The sequence below is a fragment of the Pseudomonas sp. TKO26 genome, assembly GCF_003225665.1.
Lineage (GTDB): Bacteria > Pseudomonadota > Gammaproteobacteria > Pseudomonadales > Pseudomonadaceae > Aquipseudomonas > Aquipseudomonas saponiphila.
The window spans coordinates 60542-82246 of sequence record NZ_QKLN01000015.1; the positions used below are offsets into that span (position 1 = coordinate 60542).

Below are 21705 nucleotides of genomic sequence, written 5' to 3' on the forward strand. Positions count from 1 at the left end.
ATCAAAGGCAGGAAGAGACTCGTCATTTGGTCGTAGAAGCAGCCTCAAGCTGCAAGCTGCAAGCTGCAAGCTGCAAGCCTCAAGTCTGCCGAGGCTTCTTCTTGTGGCTTGCAGCTAAAAGCTTGCCGCTGCTTTTAAGTCTTGGGCAACTTGAAGGTCCAGAGCATGCCGCCCTGGTTGAAGTCCTTGACCCGCTTGGCCACTTCGCCGCCCCACAGCGGCACCGCGCCACCCCAGCCGGACAGCACCGAGACGTACTGCTCGCCGTCCATTTCCCAGGTCACAGGCGAGCCCAGGACTCCGGAGCCGGTCTGGAATTCCCAGACCTTCTCGCCGGTCTTGGCGTTGAACGCCTGGAGGAAGCCTTCAGGCGTGCCGGTGAACACCAGGTTGCCCTTGGTGGTCAGCACCCCGCCCCACAGCGGCGCGAAGTTCTTGTGGCGCCAGACTTCCTTGCCGCTGATCGGGTCGATGGCCCGCAGCACGCCGATGTAGTCCTCGTTCAACGGCTTGATGGTGAAGCCCGCGCCGAGGAACGCCGCGCCCTTCTTGTAGGCGATGCCTTCGTTCCAGATGTCCATGCCCCATTCGTTGGACGGTACATAAAACAACCCGGTGTCGCGGTTGTAGGCCATGGGCATCCAGTTCTTGGCGCCGAGGAAGGCCGGGGCGACGAACACCGAACTGCCCTTGCTCTCGCTGCCCGGGGCGCCGGGGCGGCTGGCCTCGTTGTAGATCGGCCGGCCGTTCTTATCCAGACCGGTGGCCCAGGTGATCTTGTCGACAAAGGGGAAGCCGCGGATGAACTTGCCGTTAGTGCGATCGAGCACGTAGAAGAAGCCGTTGCGGTCGGCGGTGGCGGCGGCCTTGATTTCCTTGCCGCCCTCCTTGTAGTTGAAGGAGATCAGCTCGTTGACGCCGTCGAAGTCCCAGCCGTCGTGGGGGGTGCTCTGGAAGTGCCACTTGATGGTGCCGTCGTCCGGGTTCAGGGCCAGGCGCGAGGAGGAATACAGGTTGTCGCCGGGGCGCAGGTGGGAGTTCCACGGCGCCGGGTTGCCGGTGCCGAACAGCAGCAGGTTGGTTTCCGGGTCGTAGTAGCCGCCCAGCCACGGCGCCGCGCCGCCGGTCTTCCACAGATCACCCGGCCAGGTCTTGCCCGCCTCGCCACCGGAAATACCGTTCTCGATCGCCTTGCCGTCCTTGTACACGTAGCCCATGTGGCCTTCCACGGTGGGACGCATCCACAGCAGCTCGCCGTTTTTCGGGTCGTAGGCCTGGATCTTGCCGACCACGCCGAACTCGCCGCCGGCGACCCCGGTGATCAGCTTGCCATTGACGATCATCGGCGCCGCGCTGATGGAATAGCCCTCTTTGTGGTCGGCGACCTTCTTGCTCCACACCACCTTGCCGCTGTCCTTGTTCAAGGCCACCAGCTTGGCATCCAGGGTGCCGAAGAACACCAGGTCGCCATACAGCGCCACGCCGCGGTTGATCACGTCGCAGCACGGGCGGATGTCGTCCGGCAGGCGCGCATCGTACTGCCAGAGCTTCTTGCCGGTGCGCGCATCCACCGCGAACACCCGCGAGTAGGAACCGGTCATGTACATCACCCCGTCCTTGATCAGCGGCTGGGCCTGCTGGCCGCGCTGCTTCTCGCCGCCGAAGGAGAAGGCCCAGACCGGCCGCAGCTCCTTGACGTTATCGACGTTGAGCAAGTCCAGCGGGCTGTAGCGCTGACCCTGGACCCCCAGGCCGTTGGTGACGATCTGCTGCGGGTTCTTCGGGTCCTGGAGGATCTCCTCATCGGTGACGGCGGCCAGGGCCGCGCTGGACAGCAGCATGGCGCTGAGCACCAGGCTCACGGCGAAAAAGGGACGACGTGGGGGTTGGGTCATGACGGCTACCTCGGCGGTTATTGTTGTTCCCGGGAAATTTTCCCGGTCTACCGAGAATTCTTGACCCCCGCCCGCCCGCCAACAATTGCCCGCAATGCGGAGTTTTCTAGTTCCTTCGTAGAAGAAGAGCAGTGGCAAGCGGCAAGCTTTAAGCGGCAAGAGAAGAGCTGCACAGCTTGCCGCTTGCAGCTGCTTCCCTGTGGCGAGGGAGCTTGCTCCCGCTGGGTGGCGCAGCCGCCCCAATGGCTGCCACCCGGTTCCCACCCGAAGATCACGGACTCAGGTTTTGCGACTGCTACGCAGCCGAGCGGGAGCAAGCTCCCTCACCACAATACTGACTCACCACCGCTTGCCGCTTGCCGCTTGCAACTGCTTCTCTGCTGCTCCTAATCGATGCGCTGCAGTTGCTGGCGCTCGTAACGCGGGTACAGGTGGCTGACGCTGCGAATCAGCTCATAACGAGTCAGGCTGATGCCGGCAAAGCGCTCGGGGATCGGGCGGCGGATCATCTCGGCCATGTCGTCGCCACGGGCCGCGCCGTCGCGCATCAACCCGTCGAGCCAGCCCAGGTAGTCGCGCATCTGGGCAAAGGGCGCGGCATCCGCCGCCACTGGGCCATGCCCGGGCACGATCAGTTTCCACGGCTGGGCCTGCAAGGTGTCCAGGTCCTTGAGCCAGACCGCCAGCCCCGGGCTGTTGGGGGTGGTCAGCGCGCGCTCGTAGAACACCAGGTCACCGGCAAACAGCACCCCGGTGTTCTCATCGAGAATCGCCAGGTCAGCGCCGGTGTGCCCGCTCAGGCCCAGCAGGCGCAAGCGATGCCCGCCGACCTCCAGCGTGCCGGGCTCCAGCACCTGGGTCGGCAGCACCACCTCGGTGCCGCGCATCCAGTCGCCGACCATGCGGTACATATTCTCGGCCATGGCGTCCCCCTGCTGGCGCAGCAGGTCACTGGTGCCGGCCAGGGCGCCGATGGGCACATCGCCAAAAGCCTGGTTGCCCAGCACATGGTCGGGGTGATGGTGGGTCAGCAGCAGTTGGATCACCGGTTTGTCGGTGGTGGCGGCAATCGCCCGGCGCAGGGCTTCGCCATAGCGCTTGGACGGGCCGCTGTCGATCACCACCACCCCGCTGTCGGTGACGATGAACCCGGTGTTGACGATGTTGCCGCCATTGGCCTTGGCAAAGTTGTCGGTGCTGCCTTCCAGCAGCCAGGTGCCGGCGGCGATCTGCCGGGGCTTGAGGTCATAGTCCAGGTCGGCCCGGGCCGGCAGGCCCAGGCATAGCAGCAACAGCAGGATCCAACGCATGGCGCGCCTCGGCTCGGGTGGGTCAAAGGATGCGGTCAGGGCAGCTTGGCCTCGAACTGGTTGCCGCTGTTGTCGCGCAACAGCAAGCGGGTCTGCCCTGCCCCCTGGATATCGAACCCCAGGTTGGGGTTTTCACTGACCGCCGGGAACAATTCGAGGCTGGCCAGGGGCTGATCGTTCTGGTCACGCAGTTCGGCGTGGTTGAGAAAGAACTCGGGGATGCCGCTGACCAGGCCGTTGTCCATCGGGTGGGAGACTTGCAGGCGCAGGCGGCTGCTGTCGCCGCGGGGGTAACGCCCGCCCAGCACTTCGCCGATGTGCTCTTCCCAGCCGGGCTGGGTACGCACCACGCTGGGCGCGGTGCAACCACCACCCGCGGCATCGATCAGGGTCGAGCCCACGTGCCACAGGCCGTCGCGGGTCTGCACCGCGGCGCGCAGCGGCGTGGCCTGCTCGATGCGGATGCGGATCGACAGCCAGGGCAGCACCCGCTGCCCCGGTGCGAAATCGACGATGCGCGGCAAGGGGTTGAGCTCGGCCCAGGCGAGGATGCGCACCACGTCGCCGGTGAAGGCCCGGGCGTCGATCTCCAGGGGCACCTGCCGCGCATCCTCGGCAAAGGGCGGCGCCAGCAGCTTGACCCGGTCATCGAAGACGAACGCCGCGTCCCCCAGCAGTTGCTTGTGGTAGAAGGCCCACATCACCGAGGGCACCGGATCCACACCCGAGCCTTGCGGATCGGCAGCCAGCGCCGGGATCGCCAAGGGCAGCCAGCACGCCAGCAGACAGGTCGCTCGCCAGTTCATCGCAGCTCCTATTGATACATCTGTGGGACCTCGTAACGCAGGCCATAACGGGCGTACAGCGCCTGCAGGCGACCGTCGCGGATCAGCCCTTCCAGGGCCTCCTCCACGGCATAGGCCAGCTGGCGATTGCTTTCATGCACCGCCATGCCGATCTCCCACACTTGCTTGCCCATGTTCGGGTAGGCGTTTTCCGCCAGGGCCAACTGCGGGTCAGCGGCCTGGTGCAATTGCCAGTCGATCTCGCCGCGCATGGCCATCACCGCGTCCACCTGCCCGGCCTGCATGGCAGCGAAGGCCTGCAGCACGCTGGGGTAATGGTGGGTCTTGGCACTGAGCATGCCGTTGAACACCGAGGTCAGGTAGAACGACGGCACGCTGTCCACCTCGACCCCGATCGGGTGCTCCTGGAACACCGCGACGCTGGCCACCGAGTCCAGCCGGCGACGGTCGAATGCCACCTGCCAGCGTTCCTCCTGATAGGGGCCGAACATCACCACGTGGTCGTTGGCCAGCTCCCCCAGTTCGTTGCGCTTTTGCGCGTAGTCGTGGTCGTAGGGCACGCGCATCATCAGGTCGGCCAACTGCTGGTGGCGCAGCGGGCTGCCGCGCCAGATGTAGTCCCGCAGATCGTCGTCGAGCTTCTCTCCCGGGGGCGCCCAGATCAGTTGCAGGCGTACCCCCAGGGCCTCGGCCAGGGCTTGCGCCAGCTCCACATCGACGCCTCGGGGCTGGCCCTGGTCCTGGAAGCTGTAGGGGGCAAAATCCTGATACACCGCCACCTTCAGCTCACCGGAGGCGATCATCGTGTCGTAGTTGCGCACCCCGGCCTGGGCCGTGGCGCAACACAGCAGCAGGCCAGCCAGGAACAGGGCGAAGCGGCCCATGGCGATCACTCCTCGACGCGCACGCTGTCCAGGTAGGTGCGCACCGCCCACAAGGCTTCCTGGCTCAGGTAGTCAGCCATCTTCGGCATGTATACCCGGCCATCGCGCACCGCGCCGTGGCGCACCCGCTCGACGAACCATTCATCCCCGGCTTCGCCGGCATCCAGCATGCGCAGATCCGGCGCAATACCGCCGGACTTGGCTTCCAGGCCATGGCAGGCGGCGCAGTTCTGGTTGTAGGCCGAAGCACCGATTTCCACCGCCTTGTCGTGCTCGGGCGAGGTGCGATACGGGTTGACCGCAGCCCAGCCGTCGCCATCGACCGTTACCCCGGCGTCCTTGATCGGCGTCAGGCCCTTGGTTTCCACCGCCTGGGGCACCACGTTGCCATGGGCCCATACAGCGCCGGTGGCCAAGGCACCGGTGAGCAGCCCTACCGCGAGCAAGGCGTTGCGTTTTGTTGTCATTGTTATGCCCTCAAGATTGCACGCAAGACCTCGCTACAGAGGCCATGGCGCCATCTTAGAAACAGCCGGCGGGTGGCCGTATGCTGCTTTGGTGGTCGCGCCCTACTCCCTTGGTAGTAGGGCTTGTGGCGCGGGCCTAAATCAGGTGCCGCCCGGGAACTATTCCCGGCAAGGGCGGGACTTTTTCCGTATCTCAACACCCACCCCACGGCAGACCCTAGTCAGGCCAAAACCTCCACTGGGAACTGCAACCATGACAATAAGATCGCTACCCGCCCTCTCCCCTCTGAGCCTCGCCGTCCAGGCCCTGCTGCTGGCCGGCAGCCTGTCCCTGGGCGCGGCGGCCACAGCGGCCACCGCCCCGGCGGCACCTGCCAGCAAGAACGTGACCTGGGAAGACATCGCCAACGACCACCTGACCACCAAGGACGTGCTGCAGTACGGCATGGGCACCAACGCCCAGCGCTGGAGCCCCCTGGCCCAGGTCAACGACCAGAACGTGTTCAAGCTGACCCCGGCCTGGTCCTACTCCTTCGGCGACGAGAAGCAGCGCGGCCAGGAATCCCAGGCCATCGTCAGCGACGGCGTGGTCTACGTCACCGGCTCCTACTCCCGGGTGTTCGCCCTCGACGCCAAGACCGGCAAGCGCCTGTGGACCTACAACCACCGCCTGCCGGACAACATTCGCCCGTGCTGCGACGTGGTCAACCGCGGCGCGGCGATCTACGGCGACAAGATCTACTTCGGCACCCTCGATGCACGGGTCATCGCCCTGGACAAGAACACCGGCAAGGTGGTGTGGAACAAGAAGTTCGGCGACCACAGCGCCGGCTACACCATGACCGGCGCCCCGGTGCTGATCAAAGACAAGACCAGCGGCAAGGTGCTGCTGATCCACGGCAGCTCCGGCGATGAATTCGGCGTGGTCGGCCAGCTGTTCGCCCGCGACCCGGACACCGGCGAAGAGGTGTGGATGCGGCCCTTCGTCGAAGGCCACATGGGCCGCCTGAACGGCAAGGACAGCACCCCCACCGGCGACGTCAAGGCGCCGTCCTGGCCCGACGACAAGACCACCGAAACCGGTAAGGTCGAAGCCTGGAGCCACGGCGGCGGCGCCCCTTGGCAGAGCGCCAGCTTCGATGCCGAAACCAACACCATCATCGTCGGCGCCGGCAACCCGGGGCCCTGGAACACCTGGGCGCGCACCGCCAAAGACGGCAACCCCCACGACTACGACAGCCTCTACACCTCGGGCCAGGTCGGCGTCGACCCGAGCACCGGCGAGGTGAAATGGTTCTACCAGCACACCCCCAACGACGCCTGGGACTTCTCCGGCAACAACGAACTGGTGCTGTTCGACTACAAGGGCAAGGACGGCAAGGTGGTCAAGGCCACCGGCCACGCCGACCGCAACGGCTTCTTCTACGTGGTCGACCGCAACAACGGCAAACTGCAGAACGCCTTCCCCTTCGTCGACAACATCACCTGGGCCAGCCACATCGACCTCAAGACCGGGCGCCCAGTGGAGAACCCCGGCCAGCGTCCAGCCAAACCGCTGCCGGGCGAAACCAAGGGCAAGCCGGTGGAAGTCTCGCCGCCGTTCCTCGGCGGCAAGAACTGGAACCCCATGGCCTACAGCCAGGACACCGGGCTGTTCTACATCCCCGGCAACCAGTGGAAGGAGGAGTACTGGACCGAGGAAGTGAACTACAAGAAAGGCTCGGCCTACCTGGGCATGGGTTTTCGCATCAAGCGCATGTACGACGACCACGTCGGCACCCTGCGCGCCATGGACCCGACCACCGGCAAGCTGGTGTGGGAGCACAAGGAACACCTGCCATTGTGGGCCGGGGTCCTGGCGACCAAGGGCAACCTGGTGTTCACCGGCACCGGCGACGGCTTCTTCAAGGCCTTCGACGCCAAGACCGGCAAGGAGCTGTGGAAATTCCAGACCGGCAGCGGCATCGTCTCCCCGCCCATCACCTGGGAACAGGACGGCGAGCAGTACATCGGCGTGACCGTGGGCTACGGCGGCGCAGTGCCGCTGTGGGGCGGCGACATGGCCGAACTGACCAAGCCAGTGGCCCAAGGCGGCTCGTTCTGGGTGTTCAAGATCCCGAGCTGGGATAACAAGACCGCCCAACGCTGACCGACTGGTGGCGAGGGAGCTTGCTCCCGCTGGGCCGCACAGCGGCCCCAAAACCAGCCCCTGGGATGTGCCCGACACACCCCAGGGGCCGGGTTCACCACGGCTACGTCCCCCAGGGCGCCAGCCCGCGCCCTCGCCCCACCCGCCTCCACTCCCGCCTGGAGAACCGCACCATGAACTACCTGCCCCTGGTCCTGCTGTTGAGCCTGTCCCCCGCCTTCGCGGTGAACGTCGACGACGACGGCAACGACGTGCCCCTGACCATCAACGGCTGCCTGATCGCCGAATCCAGCCAATGCCCCGGCGCCAACCTGCGCGGCGCCCACCTGGCCAACCAGGACCTGCGCAAGATGAACCTGACCGGCGCCGACCTCTCCGGCGCCGACCTGCGCCATGCCCAACTGGACCTGGCCAACCTGGAACAGGCCCGCCTCTCCGGCGCCAACCTGACCCGCGCCAGCCTGCAACAAAGCAACCTGCGGCTAGCGGACTTCACCGACGCCAAGCTGATGGCGATTCAGGGCTGGGGCCTGTTTGCCCAGGGCGCGCAATTTAAGAACGCCAACCTCAGCGCGGCCTACCTGCAATTTGCCCGGCTGTCCGGAGCCAAACTGCACCAGGCCAACTTACAAGCGGCCGATCTGGAGATGGCCTGGTTGAACAAGGCCGATCTGCAAGGGGCCAATCTGAGCGAGGCCAATCTGCAGGAAGCCAAGTTGGGCGAGAGCAACCTGGCACGCGCCGATCTGCGCGGGGCGCGGCAGCATTATGGGAATTTTCAGGATGCCAATATGGAGGGGTGCCAGGGGTGTCCGGGGACATGGGATAAATAGGCCGTTGCCCCAGGCATTACCAAGCGCCTCACTGTGCCTGCTATTGGAGCAATCGCCAGTTCAATAGCAGCTACAGCCACGCTAGCTGAGTCGCGCAAGGTTTTCGTCGATGCGCGCCTGAATCATGCTCAGGGTGTCCACGGTGATGCCACCCGGAAACCGGGACCGGGCGCTGCGGGTAAAGCCGCTGGCAACCTGGCTGATGTGCTCGATGATATCGGTGGCCTCCCTCGCCGAGAGTTCCGCCTCCACCGCCGCGAGCCTGAGCAAGTGCTTGCGGGTGATGTGCAACGCCTCGCCCAATACGTCCATCTGGTGATAGCCGCCCGGCCCCTCGCAGAAGGTCACGTCGTAAGCCGGCGCCAGCTTCCACTGGCCGCCCGACGACATGAGGTAGGCAAAATTCTTCGGGTGGTCGTCGCGGTTGTTGAACGCCACGTTGAACACAATCCGGGCAAAGGCCAGCGCCTTTTCCCGCACATCATTGCAACAGTACTGGGTTGCCCGCAGGAAATTGCTGTAGTCCAGCGCCCCGGCTGCTCGGTAGTCCGCACCGGTAAAGGCGGCGAGGCTTTGCATGGGCACTCGCATGTCTTTGTGCCGGTCGAATCTTCGGGTGGCGAAGGCCGCCTGCCCATTGGGTAGCTCGAAGTGTTCACTGTCCGACGTTTCGATGGCGCATTCGCGCAAGCATTGCGCGTAGACAGCTTCGATAGCACAGACCTCGGGGTGTTCACCCGCTCCCGGGAACTTGATCAACCAGGCTTCCAGACCAGATGCCGCCGCCGTGCTGAAACGCCCTCCCGCAGGGTCGCGATAGAGCAAGGCCTTGGGTCGAGCGCCCTGCGGCGAGCCGCCCATGCGCAGCAGTCGCTGCAGAAACTCCCCGCCCTGACCATGGAGCACCTCCTGAACTTCGGCCGCCAGTCGCTCAAGGGGAACCTCTTCAGGCGCCATGAACAGCTCCGGCGCCACAGGCTCGAACGACATCGCGCCCATGGCTTGGGTGCCGATATAGGTCAGTCGCTCCAAAGGACCAATCTGCGCGGGGTTGAGACCACGGCGTTTGAACAAGCGATCCATCAGCAACATGCCCCAACCGTCAGGCAGCGAGTCATAGACCGGCCCCGGCAGCCACAGTTGATGATCGGGAAAGTCCCGACGCAGCCTCGGGCCCTTGAGCGGCAAGCGCAAGGCCGACAGTTCCAGGCCGCGATCCTGTGCCTCCTCGCTGTACTCGAAGGCAATCAAGGGGCGGCCGGTCAGCGCCGTCGTGGATACCAGCGAACCCCAGCGCCAGTGCTCCCCCCAACCGTCGTAGTAGACATCGACTTGCTTAAGCATCGGCGGACTTCCTTTTGACGCGCTGCCGCTGGGCGCCCTGTTCATAACGGAGGATGTCGTCGAGGCTGTCCAGCTGCGGCAGGAACAATTGCTCCAGCTCGCGAAGACGCCCCAGCACCATCGCCACGCGAACCACGCTGTCGAATGCGACACTACGCCCGGCTTCCAGATTGGACAGGGTGCCAACCCCGATGCCGGCACGGGCGGCGACCTCGGCCTGAGTCATCTGCTGGGACAGGCGTTCCTGGCGCAGGCGGGTGCAAAGCAGCTTGAGCACCTCATCCGGCCTGGCAAGCGTTAAATTCAGCATATAGAGTGTTAAACCCTTAAATCACACTTAACACTCAAAATTATAGAGTTACTCTGGAAACTTATGAAGAACCCAATAACTTCATAAATCTGATTTTTATCCCGTGAATTAGCAAAATAATAAGCAAAATACTGGATTTATCTTGCCGCTTACCACTTGTAACTAGCCGCTGCTCACCCGCACCACCCCCATATCAATCCCCAGATGCACCAGTTCCGCATGGGAGCTGACCTGCAGCTTGCTCTTGAGCAAGGTCAGGTGGTTGGACACGGTCTTGGCGCTGATGCACAGCTGCTCGGCAATCACCCGCGCCGGGGTGCCCTTGGCCAGCATCACGAAGATCTCCAGCTCGCGCTGGGTCATGCTCTGCAGACGCGGGTCGCTGGCATTCTGCGCCGGGGTGCAGGCCAGTTGCGTGGCCAGGGGCTGTTCGATGTAGGCATGCCCGGCCAGTACTCGGTGCACGGCTTCGATCAGCACCTGGGGCGCGGAGTTCTTGGTCAGGTAGCCCGAGGCGCCGGCCTCCAGGGCCTGGCGCACCAGCGGCAGTTCGTCGTGCATGCTGAAGAACAGCACCCGTAGTTGCGGCAGGCGCTGGCGCAGGCGGCGGGTGGTCTCCAGGCCGCTGATGCCCGGCAGGCCGAAATCCATGATCACCAGGTTCGGCACTTCTTCGGCCACTCGGGTCAGGGCCTCTTCGCCGCTGGCCGCTTCGCGCACCTGCATCGCCGGCAACACCGCGCGCAGCAGGCTGGCATAACCCTGGCGGACCACGGCGTGGTCATCCACCAACAAGATGTTCATCAGGCCTCCATGGGCATGTTCAGGGGCATGTTCAAGGCCAGCGCCCAACCGGCGCCGGGACGGCTGAGGATCTGCAGTTCGCCGCCCAGGCTGCGGGCCCGTTCGGCCATTGAGTGCAGGCCGACGCCGGGGCGCTGGGGCTGGTGCGCGCCGCAACCGTTGTCGCGCACCAGCAGGCGCAGGCCCCGGGCGCTGCGTTGCAGGCGCACCCGTACCTGGCTGGCATCGGCGTGCCGGGCGACATTGGTCAGCGCTTCTTGCAGCAGGCGGTAGAGGTGGGTCTTGCTCGCGTCGGGCAACACCGGCAGGTCGGCACCAACCCGCAATTGGCAGTCGATGCCCTGGCTGTCCTGCCATTGGTTCACCAGCAGGCCGACCGCCTCGGCCAGCGGCAGGTGCTGCAGCACCACCGGGTACAGGTCCTGCACCAGGGCGCGAAAGCCTTGCTGCAAGCGCTCGCAATTGAGTTCCAGGGCCTGGGCCGTGTGTTCCACCACCGTCGGCTGGTTGCTGACCATGCGCAGCAGGCAGACCTGGGCGCGGATGCCCGCCAGGTATTGCCCGAGGTCGTCGTGCAGGGTCTGCGCCAGGTAGGTGCGCTCGCGCTCCTGCACCGCCAGCAGGGCCTGGGTCAGTTGCGCGTTGTCGGCGCGGGTCTGTTCCAGGGTCGTGGTCATGCGGTTGAAGTGCCCGGCCAGTTGCCGCGCTTCCGGCAGGCCGGTTTCGCGCAGGCGCACCGCCAGTTGCCCGCCGGACACCTGCTGCAAGGCCCGCAGCAGATCATCCAGCAAGCCCATGCCACGGCGTACTGCCCAGCGGATGGTCAGCAGGCTCAGGAGCAAGGCCAGGCCGCACAGGCTCAGCAGCTGTTGCAGGGAATCCCAGACTTCGTCGATCTCGTCGCGCGCGTCCACGGCGATCAGCACCCGGCGGCCGTCGCCCAGGTCCAGTTCGCGGGCGCTGTGGCGGCGGTCGCTGAACAGCTGGCGGCCAAGCCAGGCGTCCAGCCCGGCCTGCTCGGGCATGCGCGCCGCCTCATCCGGCCCCAGCCAGTGCACCCGCACATGGCGCAGGCTCTGGGTGAGATGCGGTTGCAGGCCCGCGGGGTTGCGCTCGGCGCTGTCGCTCAGGTACTCCACCACTGCCTCGGCGGACTGCAATTCACGCTCGACATCGGCCACCGCCTGATGCAGCAGCAAGCCGGCGCAGGCCAGGGTCACCACGGCAAAGAACGCGGTCACCCAAAGGTTGATCCGCCACAGCGCCGACACGCCTAGCGCCCCGGAACCAGCGGCACCGCCAGGGGCACGACCGGACGCGGGCCGTGCAGGCGATCGACGCCGATCAGGCTGAGGATCAGCAGCAAGGGCAGGAGCAGCACTTTGATGATGCGCATGGGCGTCGCTCTCTAGGTTCGGGCTCGGGGGCGGATTCGGGCCAGGGTCGGGGCAGTTGGAACCATGCTAAGACCGCCGCACCCGCACCGGGTTACTACCTTGGTACTGCCCGGGCGCTACTTTCTGCATATTTCCCCGCCCCGGTGCTGTTCCTATGCTGGCCCCACCTGCCGTGGAGTGCCTTATGCACCAGCCTGCCCCGCTCATCCCGACTTGCCTGCTGGTCCTGGCCTCGCTCCTGTTGCCCCTGAGCACCAGCCAGGCCAGCGAGGAACCCTTGCAGGTGCGCATCGGCTACCTGGGCTATCGCCCCGATCCCGGCCCGCTGCTGTCGAACATCATCCCCGAGCCCGCCGACGCCGGGCTGCAAGGCGCGCAGTTGGCGATTGTCGACAGCAACAGCACCGGACGCTTTCTCAAGCAACAGTTCCAGCTCGACAGCATCAGCGTCGACAGCCCCGAGGCGCTGCTGCAAGCGGCCAAGGCCCAGCACGACCAGGGCCTGCGGCTGTTCGTGGTGAATGCCCCGGCAGCCAGCCTGCGCGAACTGTCCGCCGCCCTGCCCGACAGCCTGTTGTTCAACGCCGGCAGCCCCGACGACCGCCTGCGCAGCAGCCAGTGCCTGGGCAATGTGCTGCACAGCCTGCCCGGCCGGGCGATGCTGGCCGACGCCCTGGTGCAATTCATGGCGCTGCGCAAATGGCAGCGGGCCTTGCTCATCGTCGGCCAGACCGAGGACGACCGCGCCTACGCCGATGCCCTGCGCCGGGCCATGCAGCGCTTCGGCCTGAAGATCGTCGCCGAGAAGGCCTGGACCTTCGACAACGACCAGCGCCGCAGCGCCCAGGCCGATATGCCGCTGTTCACCCAGACCGCCGAATACGACGTGGTGCTGGTGGCCGACGAGCGCGGCGACTTCGGCGAATACCTGCCCTACCAGACCTGGTACCCGCGCCCGGTGGCCGGCACCCAGGGCCTGACCCCCACCGGCTGGCACAAGAGCGTCGAGACCTTCGGCGCCGCGCAGTTGCAAAAGCGTTTCGAAGCCCAGGCCGGGCGCTGGATGAACGACCGCGACTTCGCCGCCTGGATGGCCGTGCGCAGCGTCGCCAGCGCGGTGAGCAAACTGCGCCAGGCCGAGCCTCGGGCCCTGCAAGCGCTGCTGCTCAGCGACCAGTTGCCCCTGGACGGATTCAAGGGTCGCAAGCTCAGCTACCGCCCGTGGAACGGCGAACTGCGCCAACCAATTCCCCTGGTGCAGCCCCGGGCCCTGGTCAGCACCTCGCCCCAGGACGGTTTCCTGCACCCCTTCAACGAAATGGACAGCCTGGGCTACGACCGTCCCGAAGTGACCTGCCGCTACCCCTGATCCGATAACCACAACAACAAGGAATCCGCCATGCGCCGCCCCCTTCTCTGCCGCTCCGCCCTCTGCGCGGCCCTGCTGCTCGCCGCCGGGCACGCCATGGCCGCCACGGCCTGGGTGTCCAACGAAAAGGACAACAGCCTGAGCCTGATCGACCTGCAGACCCTGGAGGTTACCGAGACGCTGCCGGTGGGCCAGCGCCCACGCGGCCTGCTGCTGTCCCATGACAACAAGCTGCTGTACATCTGCGCCAGCGATTCGGACCGGGTCCAGGTGCTGGACGTGGCCACCCGCAAGATCGTCAAGGAGCTGCCCTCGGGCAAAGACCCCGAGCAGTTCGCCCTGCACCCCAACAACCGCTGGCTGTACGTGTCCAACGAGGACGACGCGCTGGTCACGGTGATCGACACCGAGACCGCCAAGGTCCTCGGCCAGATCAACGTCGGGGTCGAGCCCGAAGGCATGGCGGTCAGCCCCGACGGCAAGTGGGCGGTGAACACCAGCGAAACCACCAACATGCTGCACTGGATCGACACCAGCACCCAGACCCTGGCCGACAGCACCCTGGTGGACCAGCGTCCGCGCTTCGTCGAGTTCAACCAGGACGGCTCAAGGCTTTGGGCCTCGGCGGAAATCGGCGGCACCGTGACCATCCTCGACGTGGCCACGCGCCAGGTGCTCAAGACCCTGAACTTCAAGATCAAGGGCGTGCACCCGGACAAGGTGCAGCCGGTGGGCATCAAGCTCAGCGCCGACGGCAAGTACGCCTTCGTCGCCCTGGGCCCGGCCAACCACGTGGCGGTGATCGACGCCAAGACCTTCGAGATCCTCGACTACCTGCTGGTGGGGCGCCGAGTCTGGCAGTTGGCATTCACCCCGGACCAGAGCCAGCTGCTGGCCACCAACGGGGTCAGCGGCGATGTCTCGGTGATCGATGTGAACAGCCTCAAGGTGCTCAAGTCAGTGAAGGTCGGGCGCTATCCCTGGGGCGTGGTGGTCACCCCATGAACGCCCTGGAGGTCAGCCAGCTGAGCTTCGCCTATGGCCCGCGCCAGGCCCTCGATCAGGTCAGCCTGAGCCTGGCTCCCGGACGCTTTGCCGCGCTCTTGGGCCCCAACGGCGCCGGCAAGTCGACCCTGATCGCCCTGCTCACAAGGCTCTACGACCTGCAGCAGGGCGACATCCGCGTCGGCGGCTGCTCGCTGCGCAACGCCGCCCGCGCCGCCCTGCGCCAGCTCGGCGTGGTGTTCCAGCAAAGCACCCTGGACCTGGACCTGAGCGTCGAGCAGAACCTGCACTACCACGCCGCCTTGCACGGTCTGTCGCGGCGCCAGGGACAGGCGCGGATCGATGCCGAACTGGCACGCCAGGGCCTCACCGAACGGCGCCGGGACAGCGTGCGCGCCCTCAATGGCGGGCATCGGCGGCGGGTGGAAATCGCCCGCGCCCTGCTGCACGAGCCGCGCTTGCTGCTGCTCGACGAAGCCAGCGCCGGCCTCGACCCGGCCAGCCGCCTGGCGCTCAACCGGCACATCCGCCAGCTGTGCCAGGAACAACGCCTGAGCGTGCTCTGGACCACCCACTTGCTGGACGAAGTGCAGGCCGACGACCAGTTGCTGATCTTGCATCAGGGGCGCCTGGTGGCCAGCGGCGTGGCCAGCGCCATCAGTGAGGCACAGGGTGGCGACCTGAGCGCGGCCTTCGCCCGCCTGACCCAGAATGCCCAGCCCCGCCCGGCGCCGATCGGAGAAGCCCACGCATGAACGCCTACTGGCAGTGCCTGCGCGGCATCGTGCTGCGCGAATGGCTGCGCTTCGTGCTGCAGCGCACACGCTTTCTCAGCGCCCTGGTGCGCCCGCTGCTGTGGCTGCTGGTGTTCGCCGCCGGTTTTCGCGCGGCCCTGGGCATCGCCATCATCGAGCCCTACAGCACCTACATTCCCTACGAGGTCTACATAGTCCCGGGGCTGGCCTGCATGATCCTGCTGTTCAACGGCATGCAGGGCTCGCTGTCGATGGTCTACGACCGGGAAATGGGCAGCATGCGCGTGCTGCTCACCAGCCCCCTGCCCCGGGCCTTCCTGCTGGCCAGCAAGCTGTTGGCCACCTCGCTGATCTCGCTGTTGCAGGTCTACGCCTTCCTCGCCGTGGCCTGGCTGTATGGCGTGCAGCCACCGGCCCTGGGCCTGCTGGTCGCGCTGCCGGCCTTGCTGCTGGTGGCCCTGATGCTCAGCGCCCTGGGGCTGCTGCTGTCCAACGCCATCCGCCAATTGGAGAACTTTGCCGGGGTGATGAACTTCGTGATCTTCCCGCTGTTCTTCCTGTCCTCGGCGCTGTACCCGCTGTGGAAGATGCAAGAGGCCAGCCAGTGGCTGTACTGGCTGTGCGCCCTCAACCCCTTCACCCACGCCGTGGAGCTGGTGCGCTTCGCCCTGTATGAACGCTTCAACCTGCTGGCCCTGGCCGTGTGCCTGGGCCTGACCCTGGTGTTCTCGATGCTGGCGGTGCTGACCTTCAACCCGCAGCACGCCGCCCTGCGCAAAAGCACCTGAGCCCCCGGCCATACCCAACCCACCGTAGGAGCTGGCTTGCCAGCGAAGAGGCCCGCAAGCCCAGCGCAAGACCCAAGGCCCCTTTCGCCGGCAAGCCGGCTCCTACACAGTGCGCGCCCGCGGGCGATCTACGACTTTGGTACTGCTTTTGCTGTCGATGGTCGCATTCACAAATGCCATCGCCCTGGCATGTAATGGGCGCATAACAAGAAGGACATCCCCCCTATGCCCCGTGCCCTGCAGACCCTGGCCCTGCTGTCCCTGAGCCTGACCCTGGGAATGGCCCAGGCCGAAACCCCGCTGTTTTCCGCCGACGGCTATCGCACCAGCCTCTACCGCAGCCCGACGCCTACCCAGGTCGAGGCGGCGCAGATCATCGACACCCAGGGTTTGCAGGCCCTGCTCCAGGCCCAACCCAGGCCCCTGCTGATCGACGTCTATCGCCGCCAATGGCTGCAAGGCCGCTTCATCGACAGCGAACCCCACGCCAACCTGCCCGGCAGCCACTGGCTGGCCAATACCGGCGACGGCGAACTGAGCCCCGAGTGGCAAGGCTACTTCAGCCGCTACCTGGAGCAGCTCAGCGCCGGCAACCGACAACACCCGCTGGTGTTTTATTGCCGCGCCGATTGCTGGCTGAGCTGGAACGCGGTAAAACGCGCCGCAGCCTTGGGCTATACCTCCCTCTACTGGTATCGCGACGGCCTGGACGCCTGGGAAGCCGCCGGGTTGCCCGTGGTGGCGGCCCAGCCGGAAGCCTTTCCCTGAAGCCGCAAAAGCCCCCCGCACACTGACAATAACGAGGTGAAAGGCCATGTATAAAATTCTGATAGCCGACGATCACCCACTGTTTCGCGAAGCCATTCACAACGTCATCAGCGACGGATTTCCCGGCAGCGAGGTGATGGAAACCGCCGACCTGGACAGCGCCCTGGCCCTGACCCAGGAGCACGACGACCTGGACCTGATCCTGCTCGACCTGAACATGCCCGGCATGCACGGCCTCAACGGCCTGATCACCCTGCGCAACGAAGCGCCGACCATTCCGGTGGTGATCGTCTCCGCCGAGCAAGACAAGCAGATCGTGCTCCAGGCCATCACCTACGGCGCCGTGGGTTTCATCACCAAATCCTCGGCGCGCTCACAGATGACCGAGGCCATCGAACAGATCCTCAACGGCAACGTGTACCTGCCGCCGGACATCATCCGCACCCAGAAGAGCCAGCCAGGGCGACGCAGCAGCGAGGCCCCGAGCTTCCCCCCGGAACTGCTCCAGGCCCTGACCCGCAAACAGCTGTTGGTGCTGGAACGCATGACCAAGGGCGAATCCAACAAACAGATCGCCTACACCCTGGACATTGCCGAAACCACAGTGAAGGCCCACGTCTCGGCGATTTTGCGCAAGCTCAACGTACACAACCGGGTGCAAGCGATCCTCAGTGCCGGGGACATCGATTTCGGCGCCTACCTGCGGAGGTGAAGCAGCGGCAAGCCTCAAGCTTGGCGCTTACAGCTTGAAGCTCGCCGCTTGAAGCTTGCCGCTCAGCAAGTGGCTGATGGCGGTCTTGAGTTTCATTGGGCGCACCGGTTTGTGCATCAGGGTGTGGCCCAGTTCGCGCAGTTGCTGCTTGAGGTCGTTGCTGTAGTTGGCGGTGATCATCATCGCCGGGATCGCCAGGGCGCGGCGGGCGTTGATCCGCGCCACGGCGTCGATGCCGTTCTGTTGGTGGTCCAGGTGGTAGTCGGCAATCAACAGATCGGCGTCGGCGCGGTAGTCGTCGACCTGGCGCGCCAGGTCTTCTTCGGACAAGGCGGTGATCACCTGGCAGCCCCAGCCTTCGAGCAGGGTGCGCATGCCGGCGCAGATCGCCGCGTCGTTATCCAGCACCCAGATCCGCGCGCCCTGCAAACGCTCCAGCAGGGCCTCGCCCAGTTCCAGGCGCGGCGCCGGCAAGGGCGCGCTGGCGCTGAGCGGCACTTGCACGCTGAACACCGAACCGCGCCCCGGCCAGGAGCGCACGCCAATACGGTGGCCGAGGATCCCGGCGATCTTTTCGACGATGGCCAGCCCCAGGCCCAGGCCGCGATCCTGGTCCGGACGCTGTTCTTCGCCGCGCTTGAACTCCTGGAAGATTTCTTCCAGGCGCTCGGCAGCGATGCCCATGCCGCTGTCCCAAACCTCGATCGATAGCCAGTGCCCCTGGCGCCGGCAACCGAGCACCACCCGGCCCTGGCGGGTGTAGCGGATGGCGTTGCTCAGCAGGTTGCGCAGAATACGCGCCAGCAGCTGGATGTCGCTGCGCACCAATGCCGAGCAGGCCACGAAGTGCAGTTCCAGGCCCTCGCTGCGGGCCACCTGGGCATACTCGGCGGCGAGGTTTTCCAGCAGCTCGCTCAGGGCGAACGGCGCGATGTCGGCCTTGATCACCCCGGCATCGAGCTTGGAAATATCCACCAGGGTGCCCAGCAGGTTCTCCACATCCTCCAGCGAGTTGCTGACATTGCGCACCAGGGCGCTGCTGGCCTGGGGGTCGCGACGTTCCAGCAAGGCGCTGGTGAACAGCCGCGCGGCATTCAGGGGTTGCAGCAGGTCATGGCTGACCGCGGCGAGGAATTTGGTCTTCGACAGGTTGGCCCGTTCGGCCTCGGCCTTGGCCTCGCGCAGCCGCGATTCGACCCGGCTGCGCTCTTCGATCTCGCGCAGCAGTTGCTGGTTGAGGGTGGTCAGTTCGGCGGTGCGCTCGCGCACCCGCAGCTCCAGGTTCTGATAGGCCTGATGCAGCGCCTCGGCGGTGCGCCGGCGCTCGGTGATGTCGCGGATCAGCACGAAGATCCCCACCACCTCGCCATTGGCCAGGCGGTTGGGCACGTAGGAGCGCAGCATATAGCGCTCCTGGTTGTTGACGTTGGTTTCGGCGAATTCGAAGGTCACGCTCTCCCCCGCCAGGGCCCGTTCCACATAGGCCTCCAGGCGCTGGTAATGCTGTTCGCTGTGGGCCTCGCGCAGGCTCTGGCCGAGCATCACGCCGCGGGGCCAGCAGTACCATTCCTCGTAGACCTTGTTGGTGAACTCATACACCAGATCGGCATTCAGGTAGGCGATCAGCGCCGGCACATGGTCGGTGATCAGGCGGATCCAGCGCTCGCTTTCACTCAGGGCCTCGGCGTGCTGGTAGCGCTCGGTGATGTCGGTGAAGGTGTTGACGAAGCCGCCGGTGGGCAGCGGATGGGTGCGGATCTCCAGCACCCGGCCATCGCTCAGGCGTTGTTCGCATTCGTGGATCATCCGGCCATTGAGGTCGCGGCTGACGGGGGTCAGCAGGCTCAGCTCGCTGTCGCCGATGACCTCAGCGAACAAGCGGTGCGCGGCCACCGGGGCCAACCCGCTGAGTTCGAGGAAGCGCCGGTTCCACAGTTCGAGGATGCCCTCGGCGTTGACCATGGCCACGCCCTGGGACAGGTTGTCCACCGCCCGTTGCAGCAGGTGGGATTTTTGCGCCACCGCCTGTTCCCGGCGCAGGGTTTCGCTGTGCTTGACCTCGGTGATGTCGGTGAACAGGATCACCCGCCCGCCTTCCCGGGTCGGCCGTTCGCTGACCTGCAACCAGCGGCCGTTGTGCAGGCGATACAGCAGTTGTTCGTCGCCAGCGCTGCGCGGTTCCTCGCTGAACAGCCCGGTGCTGGTCATCAGCCGGCGCACTTCCGACAGACGCATGCCGGCCATGATCCGCACCCGGCTGTGAGTCCAGAAGGCGCGGAAGCGGCTGTTGAACAGCACGATGCGCTGCTCCTGGTCGAACAGCACGAAGGCGTCGGAAATGCTCTCGATGGCGTCGATCAGGTGCTGGTGCGCCGTCTCGGCCCGCAGCCGCGCCTCGCTGAGCAAATGGTTACCGGCCTTGAGCTCGGCCATGGCCTGGTTCAGGGCGTCGGTGCGTTCGCGCACCTGCTCGGCCAGCACCACCGAATGCTGGAACGCCGCATAGGGATCGTTGCCCCGGGTGACGCCGGATTCGACCCGCTCGATCAGCGCGCTGTTGATCCGCCGCAGCTTGCGGTTCTCGCGTTGCAGGCAGTCGAGCTGCGCTTGCAGCTCAGCGGCGGGCCGGAGTTCGACTGCGGGCAATGGCGACCCCGGTGAAGGTCTGGTTGATGTGCATGCCATTGAACTGTTCTCCGTAGGTGTTGAAACCCATCACCCGCTGTTCCCGCAAAAAGGCCCCGATGCGCTCCAGGCTGCCCTGCCCCTCCAGCTCCAGGCGGCGCAAAAAGCAGTCGCAGCCGATGGTCAGCAACAGCCCGCCGAGGCGCTGCTGCAAGCCGTCGAACAGCTGCTGCAGGTTGGGCAGCAAGGGACCAGGGGTCATGGCGGTGAGAACGATGCCGTTCTCCACCGCGCAGTAGAAACTCAGGCTCAGGTCCGGGTGCACCTGCTGCACCGCGCGCACGTAGTAGTGCTGGTTGATGCGCACCGCCAGCGGGTGGGCGGCGAACACCCGGTGGTCGAGCTGATCCAGGGGCACGCCGATCAGCCGCGCATACTCCTCGGCGGCCGGCTCCGCGTTCAGCTCATAGACCCGACGCGAGGCGCTGTCGGCGCCGGTGACCACCAGCTTTTCTTCCCGCGGCAGGATGTGGTGGGTGGTGAACACCTCGAAATCCAGCCAGGTGTTGACCAGCACCACCACCGCCGCGCCGCTGTGGAACTCGCCGCCAAAGTACACGTGGGTGTGGGTCAGGTAATTGTCGTCGCCGGCCGAGCCGCCGAAATGCGGAATGTCCCCCAGGGCCGCACTGAGGGCCGCCAGGACCATCTCCTCGCGGCTCGACAGGCCGTCCAGCAAAGTCAGGGCGAAGCTGTTGCCCTTGATCGGCGCCAGGGTGTTGCTGCGACAACCGCCCACCAGGCGTTCGACCATCTGCTGAGCGTCGATCAGGCTGAAGTGTTCCATCTGGTCGATCAGCTCGGCGGCGATGGAGAAATGCCGGTGATCGAAACCGATGGCGGTCACGCAATTGCGCCCGTAGCCCAGCGGGGTGATTTCCCCGGCGCTGGTGCAGCCCACCAGGGCGATGCCGCCAAAGCTCTGCTGCAAGGCCGTGCCCAGGGCTTGCAGCGGGTACTCGGCGGAACAGAAGAACAACACAAAACCCAGGTGCGGATGCAGCAACTGACAGGCCAGATCCTGAGCCACCTGCTGCGGATCGACCGCCTGAGACATGGCACTGACCACACCCTCGCTCTGGGCTTGCTGCATCGTCGCCTCCGGCGCGGGTTATCTGAGCACTGAGTGTACGAAGCCCGCCCCGGGGCACGAATGCTACTTGGGTAGCGGGTAGCCGGTTCCATGGGCGTAGGCGCGGGTTGTGGCGAGGGAGCTTGCTCCCGCTCGGCCGCGCAGCGGCCGCAAACCCTGAATCCGCGATCTACCAGACAGACCACGGATTCAGACCTTGGGAAGGCTGCGCCTTCCAGCGCGAGCAAGCTCGCTCACCACAGTTTTTTTGTGCAACCTTGTAATTGGCGGCGCCCCAAAGCCCGCAAGAACAACACCAACCACTTGCAGCTAATCACTTGCCGCTTGCCGC

At 65.6% G+C, this 21705-nt stretch carries 20 protein-coding genes; 8 read left to right on the forward strand and 12 right to left on the reverse strand.

Annotated elements, in window-relative coordinates; translation table 11 throughout:
* Positions 1-134: 134 nt before the first annotated feature.
* The 5 genes from pedH to pedF all read right to left on the reverse strand — a co-directional run bounded on the left by pedH (position 135) and on the right by pedF (position 5362).
* Positions 135-1895: a PQQ-dependent alcohol dehydrogenase PedH gene (gene pedH / locus DNK59_RS20305; RefSeq protein ID WP_110724350.1), complete on the reverse strand. Its 1761-nt coding sequence runs from the start codon at positions 1893-1895 to the stop codon at positions 135-137.
* Positions 1896-2281: 386 nt separating this feature from the next.
* On the reverse strand, positions 2282-3205 hold the full coding sequence (locus DNK59_RS20310) for a quinoprotein relay system zinc metallohydrolase 1 (protein ID WP_110724351.1): 924 nt from the start codon (positions 3203-3205) through the stop codon (positions 2282-2284).
* A gap of 35 nt (positions 3206-3240) precedes the next feature.
* The gene (locus DNK59_RS20315) at positions 3241-4011 is read right to left on the reverse strand and encodes a quinoprotein dehydrogenase-associated SoxYZ-like carrier (RefSeq protein WP_110724352.1); all 771 of its coding nucleotides are present in this window, start codon (positions 4009-4011) and stop codon (positions 3241-3243) included.
* Between the two features lie 8 nt (positions 4012-4019).
* Positions 4020-4895 (reverse strand): ABC transporter substrate-binding protein, encoded by an 876-nt coding sequence (locus tag DNK59_RS20320; RefSeq protein ID WP_110724353.1) that lies wholly within the window; start codon positions 4893-4895, stop codon positions 4020-4022.
* A gap of 5 nt (positions 4896-4900) precedes the next feature.
* The gene (pedF, locus tag DNK59_RS20325) at positions 4901-5362 is read right to left on the reverse strand and encodes a cytochrome c-550 PedF (RefSeq protein WP_110724354.1); all 462 of its coding nucleotides are present in this window, start codon (positions 5360-5362) and stop codon (positions 4901-4903) included.
* A 253-nt stretch (positions 5363-5615) separates the two neighbouring features.
* Here pedF and exaA point away from each other — a divergent pair, with 253 nt between their 5' ends.
* Both exaA and DNK59_RS20335 read left to right on the forward strand, forming a co-directional pair.
* Complete coding sequence (gene exaA, locus DNK59_RS20330; RefSeq protein ID WP_110724355.1) at positions 5616-7511, forward strand: quinoprotein ethanol dehydrogenase; 1896 nt, start codon at positions 5616-5618, stop codon at positions 7509-7511.
* 173 nt (positions 7512-7684) lie between these two features.
* Positions 7685-8344 (forward strand): pentapeptide repeat-containing protein, encoded by a 660-nt coding sequence (locus tag DNK59_RS20335; protein WP_110724356.1) that lies wholly within the window; start codon positions 7685-7687, stop codon positions 8342-8344.
* An 81-nt stretch (positions 8345-8425) separates the two neighbouring features.
* Here DNK59_RS20335 and DNK59_RS20340 read toward each other — a convergent pair whose 3' ends face one another.
* The 5 genes from DNK59_RS20340 to DNK59_RS32130 form a co-directional block, all read right to left on the reverse strand.
* A complete protein-coding gene (locus DNK59_RS20340) occupies positions 8426-9688 on the reverse strand; it encodes a type II toxin-antitoxin system HipA family toxin (protein WP_110724357.1) in 1263 nt (420 codons plus the stop codon).
* A complete protein-coding gene (locus DNK59_RS20345; protein ID WP_016967320.1) occupies positions 9681-9998 on the reverse strand; it encodes a helix-turn-helix domain-containing protein in 318 nt (105 codons plus the stop codon). Before DNK59_RS20345 ends, DNK59_RS20340 begins: the two co-directional genes overlap by 8 nt.
* Positions 9999-10160: 162 nt before the next feature.
* A complete protein-coding gene (locus DNK59_RS20350; RefSeq protein ID WP_047303319.1) occupies positions 10161-10802 on the reverse strand; it encodes a response regulator transcription factor in 642 nt (213 codons plus the stop codon).
* On the reverse strand, positions 10802-12073 hold the full coding sequence (locus DNK59_RS20355) for a HAMP domain-containing sensor histidine kinase (RefSeq protein WP_110724358.1): 1272 nt from the start codon (positions 12071-12073) through the stop codon (positions 10802-10804). The genes DNK59_RS20350 and DNK59_RS20355 overlap by 1 nt, the downstream gene beginning before the upstream one ends.
* A gap of 2 nt (positions 12074-12075) precedes the next feature.
* A complete protein-coding gene (locus DNK59_RS32130; RefSeq protein WP_019092738.1) occupies positions 12076-12198 on the reverse strand; it encodes a hypothetical protein in 123 nt (40 codons plus the stop codon).
* 185 nt (positions 12199-12383) lie between these two features.
* Here DNK59_RS32130 and DNK59_RS20360 point away from each other — a divergent pair, with 185 nt between their 5' ends.
* The 6 genes from DNK59_RS20360 (at position 12384) to DNK59_RS20390 (ending at position 17596) form a co-directional block, all read left to right on the forward strand.
* On the forward strand, positions 12384-13568 hold the full coding sequence (locus tag DNK59_RS20360) for an ABC transporter substrate-binding protein (RefSeq protein ID WP_110724359.1): 1185 nt from the start codon (positions 12384-12386) through the stop codon (positions 13566-13568).
* Between the two features lie 30 nt (positions 13569-13598).
* Positions 13599-14573 carry a YVTN family beta-propeller repeat protein gene (locus DNK59_RS20365; RefSeq protein ID WP_110724360.1) on the forward strand — a complete coding sequence of 325 codons (975 nt, stop codon included), beginning with the start codon at positions 13599-13601 and terminating at the stop codon, positions 14571-14573.
* Positions 14570-15328: an ABC transporter ATP-binding protein gene (locus DNK59_RS20370; protein ID WP_110724361.1), complete on the forward strand. Its 759-nt coding sequence runs from the start codon at positions 14570-14572 to the stop codon at positions 15326-15328. Before DNK59_RS20365 ends, DNK59_RS20370 begins: the two co-directional genes overlap by 4 nt.
* Positions 15325-16116 carry an ABC transporter permease gene (locus DNK59_RS20375; RefSeq protein WP_110724362.1) on the forward strand — a complete coding sequence of 264 codons (792 nt, stop codon included), beginning with the start codon at positions 15325-15327 and terminating at the stop codon, positions 16114-16116. The genes DNK59_RS20370 and DNK59_RS20375 overlap by 4 nt, the downstream gene beginning before the upstream one ends.
* A 225-nt stretch (positions 16117-16341) precedes the next feature.
* Positions 16342-16884 (forward strand): PQQ-dependent catabolism-associated CXXCW motif protein, encoded by a 543-nt coding sequence (locus DNK59_RS20385; RefSeq protein ID WP_110724363.1) that lies wholly within the window; start codon positions 16342-16344, stop codon positions 16882-16884.
* Positions 16885-16930: 46 nt separating this feature from the next.
* Positions 16931-17596, forward strand: a complete 666-nt coding sequence (locus DNK59_RS20390) for a response regulator transcription factor (RefSeq protein WP_110724364.1) — start codon at positions 16931-16933, stop codon at positions 17594-17596.
* A gap of 27 nt (positions 17597-17623) precedes the next feature.
* Here DNK59_RS20390 and nahK read toward each other — a convergent pair whose 3' ends face one another.
* Together nahK and nosP are read right to left on the reverse strand one after the other, a co-directional pair.
* Positions 17624-20281: a hybrid sensor histidine kinase/response regulator NahK/ErcS' gene (gene nahK / locus DNK59_RS20395; RefSeq protein WP_110724365.1), complete on the reverse strand. Its 2658-nt coding sequence runs from the start codon at positions 20279-20281 to the stop codon at positions 17624-17626.
* Positions 20211-21374: a nitric oxide-sensing protein NosP gene (nosP, locus tag DNK59_RS20400; protein WP_110724366.1), complete on the reverse strand. Its 1164-nt coding sequence runs from the start codon at positions 21372-21374 to the stop codon at positions 20211-20213. The genes nahK and nosP overlap by 71 nt, the downstream gene beginning before the upstream one ends.
* Positions 21375-21705: the final 331 nt, after the last annotated feature.